The organism is Kineococcus gypseus (assembly GCF_050871305.1).
Taxonomy (GTDB): domain Bacteria; phylum Actinomycetota; class Actinomycetes; order Actinomycetales; family Kineococcaceae; genus Kineococcus; species Kineococcus gypseus.
On the sequence record NZ_JBJLRD010000014.1, the window covers coordinates 77040 to 89588 of the forward strand.

13 protein-coding genes and 3 tRNA genes are annotated in these 12549 nt (G+C 77.7%); 10 read left to right on the forward strand and 6 right to left on the reverse strand.

Annotated elements, in window-relative coordinates:
* Positions 1-61: 61 nt before the first annotated feature.
* Together ACRYMN_RS07595 and ACRYMN_RS07600 are read left to right on the forward strand one after the other, a co-directional pair.
* Entirely contained in the window at positions 62-2035 is a 1974-nt protein-coding gene (locus ACRYMN_RS07595) for an acyl-CoA dehydrogenase family protein (protein WP_432493643.1), read from the forward strand.
* 65 nt (positions 2036-2100) lie between these two features.
* The gene (locus tag ACRYMN_RS07600) at positions 2101-2352 is read left to right on the forward strand and encodes a hypothetical protein (protein ID WP_432493621.1); all 252 of its coding nucleotides are present in this window, start codon (positions 2101-2103) and stop codon (positions 2350-2352) included.
* On the opposite strand, the gene ACRYMN_RS07605 is transcribed toward ACRYMN_RS07600, so the two are convergent.
* Positions 2331-3026: an SDR family NAD(P)-dependent oxidoreductase gene (locus ACRYMN_RS07605; protein WP_432493623.1), complete on the reverse strand. Its 696-nt coding sequence runs from the start codon at positions 3024-3026 to the stop codon at positions 2331-2333. The genes ACRYMN_RS07600 and ACRYMN_RS07605 overlap by 22 nt on opposite strands.
* 114 nt (positions 3027-3140) lie before the next feature.
* Here ACRYMN_RS07605 and ACRYMN_RS07610 point away from each other — a divergent pair, with 114 nt between their 5' ends.
* From ACRYMN_RS07610 to ACRYMN_RS07640, 7 genes are all read left to right on the forward strand, one after another.
* Positions 3141-4022, forward strand: coding sequence for a helix-turn-helix domain-containing protein (locus ACRYMN_RS07610; RefSeq protein ID WP_432493625.1), 882 nt, complete (start codon positions 3141-3143; stop codon positions 4020-4022).
* Positions 4023-4092: 70 nt separating this feature from the next.
* Complete coding sequence (locus ACRYMN_RS07615; protein ID WP_432493627.1) at positions 4093-5211, forward strand: DNA topoisomerase IB; 1119 nt, start codon at positions 4093-4095, stop codon at positions 5209-5211.
* Between the two features lie 142 nt (positions 5212-5353).
* Positions 5354-5426: transfer RNA gene (locus ACRYMN_RS07620), tRNA-Glu, on the forward strand.
* Between the two features lie 113 nt (positions 5427-5539).
* A tRNA-Asp gene (locus tag ACRYMN_RS07625) sits at positions 5540-5613 on the forward strand.
* 30 nt (positions 5614-5643) lie between these two features.
* Positions 5644-5716: transfer RNA gene (locus tag ACRYMN_RS07630), tRNA-Phe, on the forward strand.
* Positions 5717-5846: 130 nt separating this feature from the next.
* Positions 5847-6152: a hypothetical protein gene (locus ACRYMN_RS07635; protein ID WP_432493629.1), complete on the forward strand. Its 306-nt coding sequence runs from the start codon at positions 5847-5849 to the stop codon at positions 6150-6152.
* Complete coding sequence (locus tag ACRYMN_RS07640; protein ID WP_432493631.1) at positions 6149-7087, forward strand: GGDEF domain-containing protein; 939 nt, start codon at positions 6149-6151, stop codon at positions 7085-7087. Before ACRYMN_RS07635 ends, ACRYMN_RS07640 begins: the two co-directional genes overlap by 4 nt.
* Here ACRYMN_RS07640 and xylB read toward each other — a convergent pair.
* The gene (gene xylB / locus ACRYMN_RS07645; protein WP_432493633.1) at positions 7068-8492 is read right to left on the reverse strand and encodes a xylulokinase; all 1425 of its coding nucleotides are present in this window, start codon (positions 8490-8492) and stop codon (positions 7068-7070) included. The genes ACRYMN_RS07640 and xylB overlap by 20 nt on opposite strands.
* Before the next feature lie 183 nt (positions 8493-8675).
* Between xylB and ACRYMN_RS07650 the strand changes: the two genes are divergently transcribed.
* A complete protein-coding gene (locus ACRYMN_RS07650) occupies positions 8676-8930 on the forward strand; it encodes a DUF3073 domain-containing protein (protein ID WP_432493645.1) in 255 nt (84 codons plus the stop codon).
* 94 nt (positions 8931-9024) lie between these two features.
* On the opposite strand, the gene purM is transcribed toward ACRYMN_RS07650, so the two are convergent.
* The 4 genes from purM to ACRYMN_RS07670 form a co-directional block, all read right to left on the reverse strand.
* The gene (gene purM / locus ACRYMN_RS07655) at positions 9025-10113 is read right to left on the reverse strand and encodes a phosphoribosylformylglycinamidine cyclo-ligase (protein WP_432493635.1); all 1089 of its coding nucleotides are present in this window, start codon (positions 10111-10113) and stop codon (positions 9025-9027) included.
* Positions 10110-11609 (reverse strand): amidophosphoribosyltransferase, encoded by a 1500-nt coding sequence (gene purF, locus ACRYMN_RS07660; protein ID WP_432493647.1) that lies wholly within the window; start codon positions 11607-11609, stop codon positions 10110-10112. Before purF ends, purM begins: the two co-directional genes overlap by 4 nt.
* An 87-nt stretch (positions 11610-11696) precedes the next feature.
* Positions 11697-12119 carry a hypothetical protein gene (locus ACRYMN_RS07665; RefSeq protein WP_432493637.1) on the reverse strand — a complete coding sequence of 141 codons (423 nt, stop codon included), beginning with the start codon at positions 12117-12119 and terminating at the stop codon, positions 11697-11699.
* Positions 12120-12140: 21 nt separating this feature from the next.
* Positions 12141-12549: sterol carrier family protein (locus tag ACRYMN_RS07670; RefSeq protein ID WP_432493639.1), on the reverse strand; the 409-nt coding region annotated here is incomplete at its 5' end.

Consider the following 12549-nt stretch of genomic DNA (forward strand, 5'->3'; position numbering starts at 1 on the left):
GCGCAGCGGTCCGCAGGGGGCTGCGCCGGCGGGTGCGCACCCGCCGGCCGCACCCGGCCCGGTGGACACCGACGTCCTGCGCGCCGTGCTCGACGGCCGCTTCGCCGACGTGCGCGAGCGCGCGCGCCGGGAGTTCCCCGCCGACCTGTTCGGCCCGATCGACCACCTGGGCACCGCCGAGCAGCGCGCCCTGACGACGGCGCGGCTGCGCGTGCTCGCCGACCTCGGCGGGCACGAGCTGGGGTTCTCCCCCCGCCACGGCGGGGGCGGCTCCCCCGGCGGGCACGTCGCCCAGTTCGAGGTGCTGGGGTTCGGCGACGCCTCCCTGATGATCAAGTCGGGGGTGCAGTGGGGCCTGTTCGGCGGTGCCGTGCAGGCGCTGGGCACCGAGCGCCACCACGCCGAGCTGCTGCCGCCGCTGCTGCGCCTGGACCTGGTGGGCTGCTTCGCGATGACGGAGTCCGGGCACGGCTCGGACGTCGCCTCCCTGGGCACCACCGCCACCTACGACCCGGCCGCGCGCGAGTTCGTCGTGCACACCCCGGACGAGTCGTGCCGCAAGGACTACATCGGCGGCGCCGCCCGCGACGCCGACGTGGCGGTGGTGTTCGCCCAGCTGGTCACCGGCGGGGAGCGGCGCGGCGTGCACGCGTTCGTCGTGCCGCTGCGCGGGCCGGACGGCGCCGACGCGCCCGGCGTGCGCCGCGACGACGACGGGCGCAAGGCCGGCCTGAACGGCGTGGACAACGGCCGGCTGTGGTTCGACTCCGTGCGCGTGCCGCGCACCGCGCTGCTGGACCGCTACGCGCAGGTCGCCGAGGACGGCACCTACTCCAGCCCGATCGCCAGCGCGAACGCGCGCTTCTTCACGGTGCTCGGCGCGCTGGTCAAGGGCCGCGTCAGCGTCTCCGGCGGGGCGATCAGCCAGACGAAGGTGGCCCTGGAGATCGCTGCGCGGTACGCGCTGCGGCGCACGCAGTTCGCGCGCCCGACCACCGGGCGCGAGCCCGGCGCGCGCGACCGGCGCGGGGAGGAGGTCGTGCTGATGGACTACCTCGCCCACCAGCGGCGCCTGCTCGTGCCGCTGGCCGGCACGTACGCCCTCAGCTTCGCCCAGCAGGAGCTGGTCGACGAGATGGACGACCTGCTGCGCGTGCAGCTGGCCGGCGGCGACCCCGACCCCGCGCGCCAGCGCGCGTTCGAGGCGCACGCGGCGGGGCTGAAGGTGGCCACCACCTGGCACGCCACGCGCACCATCCAGACCTGCCGCGAGGCGTGCGGGGGCGCCGGCTACCTCTCCGACAGCCGCCTGCCGCAGCTGAAGGCCGACACCGACGTCTTCACCACCTTCGAGGGCGACAACACCGTCCTGCTGCAGCTGGTGGCCAAGAGCCAGCTCACCGCCTACGCGCAGCAGTTCTCCGACCTCGACACCCTGGGCACGGTCCGGTTCGCCACCCGCGGCTTCGTCAGCGCCCTGGCCGGGCGCAGCCCGGCGCGCTCCCTGGTCGCCGACGTCGTCGAGGCCGGGCGCGCGCCCGACGACCTGCACGACCGCGGCTGGCAGCTGCGCATGCTCGCCGAGCGCGAGCGGCACGTGGTGGAGTCGCTGGCCCGGCGCGTGCGCAAGGCGCGCTCGCGCCCGGACCAGGAGGCGTTCGAGGCCGTCGACGGCCTGCAGGACCACCTGCTGCTCGCCGGGCGCGCCCACGTCGACCGCGTGGTCGCCGAGGCGTTCGCCGCGGCCATCGCCCGCACCGAGGACCCCGCGGTCGCGGCGCTGCTGGGCGAGGTGCTCGACCTGCACGCCCTGGCGCTGCTGGAGGCGGAGAAGGGCTGGTACCTGGAGCACCGGCGGATGACGACGCTGCGGGCCAAGGCCCTCACCCGCGCCGTCAACGAGCAGTGCCGCCGGCTGCGCCCGCGCACCGAGGAGCTGCTGGCCGGTCTCGGCATCCCGCGGCACTGGCTGGCCTCGTCCCTGGTGCCCGGCTCGACGGCGCCGGGCACGACGTCACCGGGGGCGACGGCCTGACCCGTCCGGTCCCGCCGGTCCCGTCGGCCCTCGACGCGCCGCGGCGCCGGGGGCACACTGCGTCGATGGAGAGCCCAGCAGCGGTGCGCGCCGGTGTGCCCACCGGCGTGGTGCGCGACGCCGACCGGCCCGGCCGCGCCCTGCGCGTGAGCGCGCACCCCGACGCCGGCCGCGTCGTGCTGTCGACGTGGCAGGACCTCTCGTGCGTGTCGACGGTGCGCCTGGACCGCGCGGAGGTCGTCGAGCTGCTCGGGGCGCTGGGGGCGGCGCTGCTGCCGCCCCCGGCGCCCGGGGCTCACCAGGGCACGACGCCGTAGCGGTCGCGGAACTCCCCCGAGGGCCCGCCCGGGCCGGCGGTCGCCGCGGCCACGACCGCGTCGGTGCCCTCGGTCACGGTCTGCGGTCCGCTGTGGCCGTTGAGGTCGGTCGCGGTGTACCCGGGGTCGACGGCGGTGAACCGCACGCCCGGCAGCGCCCTGGCGTACTGGGTGGTCAGCATCGTCAGCGCCGACTTCGAGGACGCGTACAGCGGCGCGACGACCCGGCCCTCGACGCGCTCGGGGTCGTGGGTGGCGGCGAACGAGCCCAGCCCGCTGGTGACGTTGACGACGACGGGGTCGGCCGAGCCCCGCAGCAGCGGCAGGAACGCGCGGGTGACCCGCACGACGCCGAAGACGTTGACGTCGTAGACGGCGAGGGCGTCGGCCGCGGTGAGCTCCTCGGCCGGGCCCTGCGGCCCGCCGACGCCCGCGTTGTTGACCAGGACGTCGATCGTGCCCTCGCGGGCGGCGACGTCGGCGGCCGCGGCCTCGACGGAGGCGTCGTCGGTGACGTCGAGCTGGACGAACCGGGCGCCGAGCGCCTCGGCGGCCGCCCGGCCGCGCCGGGGTTCGCGGGCGCCGATGAGGACGGTATGCCCGGCCTCGAGCAGCCGGCGGGCGGTCTCGTAGCCGAGGGACTTGTTGGCCCCGGTGATGAAGGTGGTGGTCACGCCCCCACCCTGGGCTGCGGTCCCGGGGCCGGCCAGTGCCCTGCGCGACGGTGGGACGGGCAGTACCAGGCTGGACCGGCGCGCCACCCGGCCGCCGCGGGGCACGATGCGGGGGTGGTGGACGGCGAGAACCTCGGCACGGCCCTGCGGCGCTGGCGCGACCGGCTCTCCCCCGTCGACGTCGGCCTGCCCGCGCGCCCCGGGCGCCGGGCCGCGGGGCTGCGGCGCGAGGAGCTGGCCGACCTGGCGGGCCTGTCGGTCGACTACGTGGTGCGGCTGGAGCAGGGCCGGGCGAGGAACCCGTCGGCCCAGGTCGTCGGGACGCTGGCGCGGGCGCTGCAGCTGAGCCCCGACGAGCGCGACCACGCCCACCGGCTGGCCGGGCTGCTGCCGCCGGCCGACGGCGTCGTCTCGCACCTGGTGCCGGCGGGCGTGCAGCGCATGCTGGCCCGGCTCGTCGACCTGCCCGTGGGCGTCTTCGCCGCCGACTGGACGCTGCTGACGTGGACCCCGTCGTGGGCGGCGCTCATCGGCGACCCCGGCGACCTGCCGCTGGAGCGGCGCAACCTGGTGCGGGCGGTCTTCGGCGGCGGTGGGGGCGTGGCCGGCGGGCTGGCGAGCTGGCCGGTGCGCCACGCCGACGTCGGCATGCCCGCCGCGCTCGTCTCGGACCTGCGCGAGGCGCTGGCGCGCTACCCGCGCGACGCGGGCCTGGTCGCGCTGGCCGAGGAGCTCGGCCGCACCAGCGCGGACTTCCGGCGGCTGTGCCGCGAGGGCACGGTCGGCCGGCACGTCTCGGCCCGCAAGACGATCGAGCACCCCGTGGTGGGCGACGTGACGTGCGACTGCGACGTGCTGACCGCCCCCGGCAGCGACGTCCGGCTCGTGCTCTACAGCGCCGCCGCCGGCTCGCCCGACGCGGAGAAGCTGGAGTTCCTGCGCGTCACCGGCGGGCGGCCCGCCGCGCCGACCACCGCGCCGTCCGCCGCGCCCTGACGGCGGGGCGTCGGCCCCCGTGGCGCGCTCCCCGGGTGCGCCGCGGGCCCGCGCTGCGCACCATCGTGGGGTGCCCCGCCTGCGCCGCGTCTCCAGCTCCTCGCCCGGCCTCACGCGCCGCCGCCGCGGCCGGGGCTGGGCGTACTTCGACAGCGCCGGCGAGCGCGTCGTCGACCCCGACGTGCTCGAGCGGATCTCGAAGCTGGCGATCCCGCCCGCGTACACCGACGTGTGGATCTGCCCCTACCCCAACGGGCACCTGCAGGCCGTGGGCACCGACGACCGCGGCCGGCGGCAGTACCGCTACCACGAGCAGTGGCGCGCCGAGCGCGACCGCCTCAAGCACGACCGGGTGCTGGAGGTCGCCGCGGAGCTGCCGCGCGCCCGCGAGGTGGTCGGCGAGCACCTGCGGCTGCCGGGCCTGCCGCGCGAGCGCGTCCTGGCCGCGGCGTTCCGCCTGCTGGACCTGGGCTTCTTCCGCGTGGGCGGGGACGCGTACGCGGAGGAGAACGGCTCCTACGGCCTGGCCACCCTGCGGCGCGAGCACGTCGTGCAGCACGGCGCGGAGCTGGTGTTCCGCTACGTCGCCAAGTCCGGCAAGGACCGCACCGCCGTCATCGCCGACCCGGACGTGGTGGAGGTGGTGCGCGCCCTCAAGCGCCGCCGCGGCGGCGGCGAGGACCTGCTGGCGTGGAAGGACGGCGCGCGCTGGCACGACGTGAGCAGCGACGACGTCAACGCCTACCTGCGCGAGACGATCGGCCCGGACGTGTCGGCCAAGGACTTCCGCACCTGGCACGCCACCGTGCTGGCGGCCGTGGCGCTGGCGGTCTCGCTGCCGGCCTCGGGCTCGCCCACGGCGCGCAAGCGGGCGGTGGCGCGGGCGGTGGCGGAGGTCTCGGAGTACCTGGGCAACACCCCCTCGGTGTGCCGCAGCAGCTACGTCGACCCGCGCGTGATCGACCTCTTCGACGACGGGGTGACGATCGCCCCGGCGCTGGAGCAGCTCGGCGAGGACGCCGCCTTCGGCCACCCCGCCACCCACGGCGCGGTGGAGCAGGCGGTGCGCGACCTGCTGCACACCGACCCCGTGGCCGTCTCGCGGGCCGTGGCGCGCGGGCGGCGCGCGCCGGTGGCCTCGCGGCGGCTGTCCGGCCCGGGGCGCCCGGGCACCCCGGCGGCGGCCTGAGCCCGTCCGCGGCGAGGGCTGACGCGAGGGTTGATGCGAGGGCTCGGGCGGGGGGCTCGGGCGGGGGCTGGCGGGGGCTCGCGCGGGGCGCCGGCACCGGCCCACCCCCTATGCTGGACGGGTTCCCCGTCGCGGGAGCTGCGCCCTCATCGTCTAGTGGCCTAGGACGCCGCCCTTTCAAGGCGGTAGCACGGGTTCGAATCCCGTTGGGGGTACGCGGACCGGTGCCGTGCCCGGTGCGCGGGCCGTGTCACGAGCACGGCCCGGGATCGGGTACTGTTGGTCCCGCAAGCGAGCAGGACAAGCAAGGCAAGCAAGGCCTCCTTGAGGCCCCGTAGCGCAGTTGGTTAGCGCGCCGCCCTGTCACGGCGGAGGTCGCGGGTTCGAGTCCCGTCGGGGTCGCTCGTCGTGCCGGTCCACCCGGCCCGGCACGGCCAGGTAGCTCAGTTGGTAGAGCGTCCGACTGAAAATCGGAAGGTCAGCGGTTCGACCCCGCTCCTGGCCACCTCGCCCGACCCCCTCCGCGGTGACGTCCCCCGCGGCAGCCCCACCCCTCGTGCAGCGCCTTGCCCGCGCGCAGGCGACGTCCCCCACCTCCCCGGGCGGGTCACCGCGACCGTGGGTAACCTTCCGTCGTGCCACCGCTGCCCACGTCCCCCGTCGTCGCCGGTGCCGTGCTGGGCGGCTACGCCGTCGGCCGCGCCACCGGTGACCGCAGGCTCGCCGGTGCCGCGCTGCTGGCCGGCCTGGGCTGGTCGGTGCCGCGCTGGGCGTCGGCCTCGCCGCTGCTGGCCGCCGGCCTGGGCGCCGGCACCGTCGCCCTCGTCGGCGCCTCCCACCCGCTGTCCAAGCGCCTCGGCCCGTGGCCGGCGGTGCTGGTCTCCACGGCGGCCGCGGCCGCGCTGGCCGCCGTGGGCGACGGGGCCTCGAGACGGCGGTGAGCACCACCGGCGGCGCCGGCGCGCCCACCGGCTGGGACGCGGTGGCCGAGGACCTCCTGGCCGCCGCCCTCCTCTCCGGCACGCGCGTGGGCTGGGCCTCGCGGGCCGCGCACGCCCTCACCGGGGCCGCGCCGGGCTCGCTGGTGGGCGCGGACGCGCTGGAGCTGCTCGTGCCCGCGGACCGGCCGCGCGCGCTGCGCGCCCTGGACGTCGCCCGCCGCCGCCCCGGCGCCGGCAGCGCACCGCTGCGGGTGCGCCTGGCCGGCGGTGAGCGCCGGCGCCTGGAGGTGGCCGCGCACGCGCTGGCGGGCGGGCGGGTGCTGGTGACGGCCTGGGACGTCACCGCCCGCGCGCGCGCCGAGCGCGAGCTGCGCCACCGCGCCGGCCACGACGAGCTGACCGGGCTGCCCAACCGCGCCCTGCTGGCCGACCGCTGGGAGGGCTACCGCGCCCGCGCCCGGCGCGACCCGCGGCGCGGGGCCTACGTGCTGGTGTGCGACGTGGACGGCCTGAAGGAGGTCAACGACGCGCAGGGTCACGCGGCCGGGGACCGGCTGCTGCGGGCGGTGGCGCGCGCCCTGGGCGCCCACGTGCGCCCCGGGGACACCGTCGCGCGCACCGGCGGCGACGAGTTCGTCGTGCTCGTCGAGCGCACCGGCGGGCCCGCGGGCGGCGACGCGGGCGCCGGTGACGTCGAGGAGCTGCTGGCGCGGCTGCGCGAGGGCGTGCCGGCCGAGGCCGGGGCGGGCGCGCGGGTGTCGGTGGGCTGGGCGGTGGACGACCCGGCCCGCCCGGCGGCGTCCGTGCTCGCCGAGGCGGACGCGCGCATGTACGCGGACAAGCGCGCCGCGCGGGCCGCGCGCGCGGCCGGTGCGGTGCCCGCGCCGCGCACGCGCCCGGCGCAGCCGCGGCCGGTCAGGGACGGCGAGCCGTGAGGTCGCGCACCTGCGCGTAGCGCTCGCGCACCGCCGGCTGCGGGTCCGCCTCGAGGGTCTCGCCGGCGCCGAGCTCCCAGGCGGGCGGCTCCTCGCCGCCGGCGAGCACCCACGCGGCCTGGCGGGCGGCGCCGTCGGCGACGTACTCCCCCGGCGGGGGCACCAGCACCGGACGGCCCAGCACCGCCGGCGCCAGGCGCCGCACCGCCTCCGAGCGCGCCCCGCCGCCCACCAGCAGCACCCGGCGCACGGCCACGCCCTGGGCGACCAGCGCGTCGAGGCCGTCGGCCAGCCCGCACAGCAGGCCCTCGACGACGGCGCGGGCCAGGTGCGCGGGGGTGGAGGTCTCCAGCGTCAGGCCGTGCAGGGCGCCGGTGGCGTCCGGGCGCACGGGGGTGCGCTCGCCCTCCAGGTAGGGCACCAGGACCAGACCGCCCGCGCCGGCCGGGGCGGCCAGCGCCAGCCGCGACAGCTCCGCGTGGTCCACTCCGAGCAGCCGCGCGGCGGAGTCCAGCACGCGCGCGGCGTTCAGGGTGCACACCAGCGGCAGGTGCCGGCCGGTGGCGTCGGCGAAGCCGGCCACGGCGCCGGAGGCGTCGCGGGTGGCCACGTCGCTGACCGCGCTGACGACCCCGGAGGTGCCGATGGAGACCACCACGTCGCCGGGCAGGGCGCCCACGCCCAGGGCGGCGGCCATGTTGTCGCCCGTGCCCGCGCCCAGCACGGCCCCGCGCACCGGGCCCGCCGCGCCGGTGCCGGCGGCCTCGGCGGGCCCGAGCACCCGCGGCAGCTCCGGGCGCGCGCCGAAGGCGAGCTCGAGCAGCTCGGGACGGTACGCGCCGTCGGCGGCGGAGTAGTAGCCGGTGCCGCTGGCGTCGCCGCGGTCGGTGACCGGCCGCGCCCCGGAGGCGGCGCCGCCGGCCAGGCGCCAGGTGAGCCAGTCGTGCGGCAGGCACACCGCGCTGGTGCGGGCGGCGGCGTCCGGCTCGTGCTCGGCCACCCAGCGCAGCTTGGTGGCGGTGAAGGAGGCCACCAGGACGCTGCCGACGCGCTCGGCCCACGCCGCCGGGCCGCCCAGCTCGGCGGTCAGCTCCTCGGCCGCGCGCGCCGAGCGCCCGTCGTTCCACAGCAGCGCCGGGCGCACCACGGCGCCGCCCTCGTCGAGCAGGACCGAGCCGTGCTGCTGGGCGCCGACGGCGACGGCGTCGACGTCCTCCAGGCCCCCGGCGTCGGCGGCGGCCGCGCCCAGCGCCCGCCACCAGCGCTCGGGGTCCACCTCGCTGCCGTCCGGGTGGGCCGCGCGCCCGGAGCGCAGCAGGCGCCCGGTGGCGGCGTCGCGCACGACCACCTTGCAGGACTGCGTGGAGGAGTCGATCCCGGCCACCGTGGGCGAGCGCTGCGGCATGGGGCCATGCAACACCACGACCCCCCGGGCGCGGGACCGGCGGTGCTCGCCCGTCCGGGCCCACCTCGTGCCGACCGGGATGCCGGAAGCTCTCGCGAACCTGTACGGTTGGCAGCACGGACAGATGACAGCTACTCCGGGGCCCCCCGTCGGCCCCGGCCGACGCGCGAGGGGGTCGACGCCATGGGGCGCGGCCGTCAGAAGGCCAAGCAGACCAAGGTCGCTCGGCAGCTGAAGTACTTCAGCCCGCAGACTGACTACAACGCGTTGCAACGCGAGCTGCACGGTCCTGACCCGTTCCGTCCGACCACCGGGCGTTCCGACGCTCCGGAGGCACCGGAGGAGGACGAGGTCGAGGTGGACGAGGAGACGGACTGGTCCCGCTACTCCGCCACCGACGACGACTACGAGGACTGGACGACCAAGCGTCGCGCCTGACCCCGTGGTCGACGGTCCCGGCCGGGTGATCCCGCCGGGGCCGTGCACGGTCCCGCAGGACGGAGCAGGGGGCGTGGTGCCCCTGCGGCGGACCTCACCACCCCTGGTGGGTCCCCCGCAGCAGCGCCACGCCCCCTGCCACGCCCTTGCCGTTGCTCTCGCCGTCCTCGTCGCGGTGAGCGCGCACCGCTCCGCACACCCAGGCGGGGATGCCCGCGGCCTCCACGGAGGCCACCACCGCGTCCGAGACCGCCGGGTCCACCACGGCGACCATGCCCACCCCGAGGTTCAGGGTGCGCTCGAGGTCGTCGGCGGGCACGCGGCCCAGGTCGCGCACCAGCGAGAACACCACGCCGGGCGTCCACGTGGAGCGCTCCACCTCGGCGGTGGTGCCCGCCGGCAGGCAGCGCGCCAGGTTCGCGGCCAGCCCACCGCCGGTGACGTGGCTCATCGCGTGCACCCCGCCGGTGGCCAGCGTGGCCAGGGCCGGGCGGGCGTAGATGCGGGTGGGCTCGAGCAGCTCCTCGCCCAGGGTGCGGCCGAACTCCTCGACGTGGCGCTCGTACGACCAGCCGGCGTCGGCGACGACGCGGCGCACCAGCGAGTAGCCGTTGGAGTGCAACCCCGAGGAGGCCATCGCCACCAGCACGTCCCCGGGGCGCACGCGCTCGGCGCCCAGCAGCTCGTCGGCCTCCACGACCCCGGTGACCGCACCGGCCACGTCGTACTCGTCCGGGCCCAGCAGGCCGGGGTGCTCGGCGGTCTCGCCGCCCACCAGGGCCGTGCCGGCCTCCTGGCAGGCGCGCGCGATGCCGGCGACGAGGGCCGCCGTGCGCTCGGGCACCACCCGCCCGCAGGCGACGTAGTCGGTCATGAACAGCGGGGTGGCCCCGCACACCACGACGTCGTCGACGACCATGCCGACCAGGTCCGAGCCGATGGTGTCGTGCTTGTCCAGCGCCTGCGCGACGGCGACCTTGGTGCCCACGCCGTCGGTGCTGGTGGCCAGCAGCGGGCGGCGGTAGCCCTTCAGGGCGCTGACGTCGTACAGGCCGGCGAAGCCGCCGAAGCCGCCGACCACGTCGGGGCCGTGGGTGCGCGCCACGGAGGCGCGCATCAGCTCCACGGCGCGGTCGCCGGCGACGACGTCGACGCCGGCGGCGGCGTAGGTGGTGCCGGTCACCTGGGGGCTCCCGAGGGGTGCGCGTGCGGGGGCACGGGGGTCAGGGGCAGCTGCGTCTTGCCCAGGGCGTTGTCGCCCAGGCGCTGCAGGTCGTCCACGGGCACCGGGTAGGTGCCGGTGAAGCAGGCGGTGCACAGCCGCTCGGCGGGCTGGTCCGTCGCGGCGATCATCCCCTCGTCGGAGATGTAGCCCAGCGAGTCCGCGCCGATGCTCCTGCGCACGTCGTCCACGCCCAGGCCGGTGGCGATCAGCTCGGCGCGGGTGGCGAAGTCGATGCCGTAGAAGCAGGGCCAGCGCACCGGCGGGGACGAGATGCGCACGTGCACCTCGGCGGCGCCGGCCTCGCGCAGCATCCGGATCAGGGCGCGCTGGGTGTTGCCGCGCACGATGGAGTCGTCCACCACGACGAGGCGCTTGCCCTGCACGACGTGCTTGAGGGGGTTCAGCTTCAGCCGGATGCCCAGCTGGCGGATCGTCTGGCTGGGCTGGATGAAGGTGCGCCCCACGTAGGAGTTCTTCACCAGGCCCTGCCCGTAGGGGATGCCCGACTCCTCCGCGTAGCCGATGGCGGCGGGCGTGCCCGACTCCGGGGTGGGGATGACCAGGTCGGCCTCGACGGGGTGCTCGCGGGCCAGGGTGCGGCCCATCTCCACGCGGGCCTCCTGCACGACCTTGCCGTTGATGCTCGTGTCGGGGCGGGCGAGGTAGACGTACTCGAAGACGCAGCCCTTGGGCTTCGCCTCGGCGAAGCGGCTGGAGCGCAGGCCGTCGGCGTCGATGGCGATGAGCTCGCCGGGCTCGACCTCGCGCACGGCGCTGGCGCCGACGATGTCCAGGGCGGCGGTCTCGGAGGCCACCACCCAGCCGCGCTCCAGGCGCCCGAGCACGAGCGGGCGGATGCCCTGCGGGTCGCGCGCGGCGTACAGGGTGCGCTCGTCCATGAAGACCAGGCTGAAGGCGCCCGCGACGTGCGGCAGCACCTCCAGGGCCGTGGCCTCCAGGGTGCGGTCGGGGTCCCCGGCGAACAGCGCGGTGATCAGCGCGGTGTCGGTGGTGTTGCCGCGGGCGATCTCGCTGCCGGAGCCGCGCCGGGACCCGGCGCGCTCGGGGTAGCGCTCGGCGATCAGCTCGCGCAGGCGGTGCGCGTTGGTGAGGTTGCCGTTGTGGGCCAGGGCGACGGTGCCGCCGGCCGTGGCGCCCAGGGTGGGCTGGGCGTTCTGCCAGCCCGCGCCGCCGGCGGTGGAGTAGCGGGTGTGCCCGACGGCGATGTGCCCCTGCAGGGACTCCAGGGCCGCCTCGTCGAAGACCTGCGGCACCAGGCCGGTGTCCTTGAAGACGAGGATCTGCTCGCCGTTGCTCACGGCGATGCCGGCGGCCTCCTGGCCGCGGTGCTGCAGCGCGTACAGGCCGTAGAAGGTGAGCTTGGAGACTTCCTCGCCGGGAGCCCAGACCCCGAAGACGCCGCAGGCGTCCTGGGGACCCTTCTCGCCGGGCATGAGGTCGTGGTTCAGACGTCCGTCACCGCGGGCCACGGTTCGAGTGTGGCACACCCGACGGGCCCGGGCCGCGCGCGGGCGCCGGGCTCAGCGCCGCCCGCGCCGGCGCGCGCGCGGGCCGGAGCGGTCGGCCAGCACCCCCGCCAGCCCGCCCAGCAGGCCCCCCACCAGGCCCAGCACGACGACCAGGTAGCCGAAGAGCACCTGCCGGGTGTAGCCCGCCGGGGGGTCGGTGAGCGCGGTGAGCACCGCGGCCACGACCACGGCGAGCACCACGCCGGTGAGCACGAAGGCGCGGAAGCGCGGGGCGCGCCGCCGCGTCACGCGCACGAGCCCCGGCGGCGCGGGCGCCTCCTCGCGCTGCGCGACCGGCTCGCGCTGCGCGACCGGCTCGCGCTGCCCGGCGGGCTCGCGCTGCGCGGCGGGCTCCTGCTGCGCGGCCTGCTCGCGCTGCGCCACCGGCTCCTGCTGCGCCGGTCGCTGCTGCGCTCCGGGCTCCTGCTCGCTCACGGCCGCCACGGTACGCGGCGCTCAGCCGCCCGCCGCGGGCAGCGGCAGCAGGGCGCCGAGGTCGGCGCGCTCGCCGCTGGCGCGCACCCGCCCGCCGGCGCGGGCGTCGTCGAAGGCCAGGCGGCCGGTGGCCAGCTGCAGCCACGTCACCGGGTCGGTCTCCACCACCGCCGGCGGGGTGCCGCGGGTGTGCCGCGGGCCCTGCACGACCTGCACGGCCGCGAAGGGCGGCACGCGCACCTCCACGCTGCCGCCGGGGTGGCGCGCGGCGAGCTCCTCGAGGGTGAAGCGCACGGCGGCGGCCAGGGCCGGCCGCGCCGGCTGCCCCCCGGCGTCGACGGCGGCCAGGGCCTCGCGCAGCGCGGCGCGGCCCTGCTCGGGGTCGGTGCGGCGGCGCGGTGGCACCGCACCACCGTGCCACCGCGCCGCG

Excerpts from the sequence above, each read along its gene's own strand:
- ACRYMN_RS07650 (WP_432493645.1), top strand. The coding sequence starts at position 8,676 with ATGGGGCGCGGCCGTCAGAAGGCCAAGCAGACCAAGGTCGCTCGGCAG.
- xylB (WP_432493633.1), bottom strand. The coding sequence starts at position 8,492 with ATGCCGCAGCGCTCGCCCACGGTGGCCGGGATCGACTCCTCCACGCAG.
- ACRYMN_RS07600 (WP_432493621.1), top strand. The coding sequence starts at position 2,101 with ATGGAGAGCCCAGCAGCGGTGCGCGCCGGTGTGCCCACCGGCGTGGTG.
- purF (WP_432493647.1), bottom strand. The coding sequence starts at position 11,609 with ATGCCCGGCGAGAAGGGTCCCCAGGACGCCTGCGGCGTCTTCGGGGTC.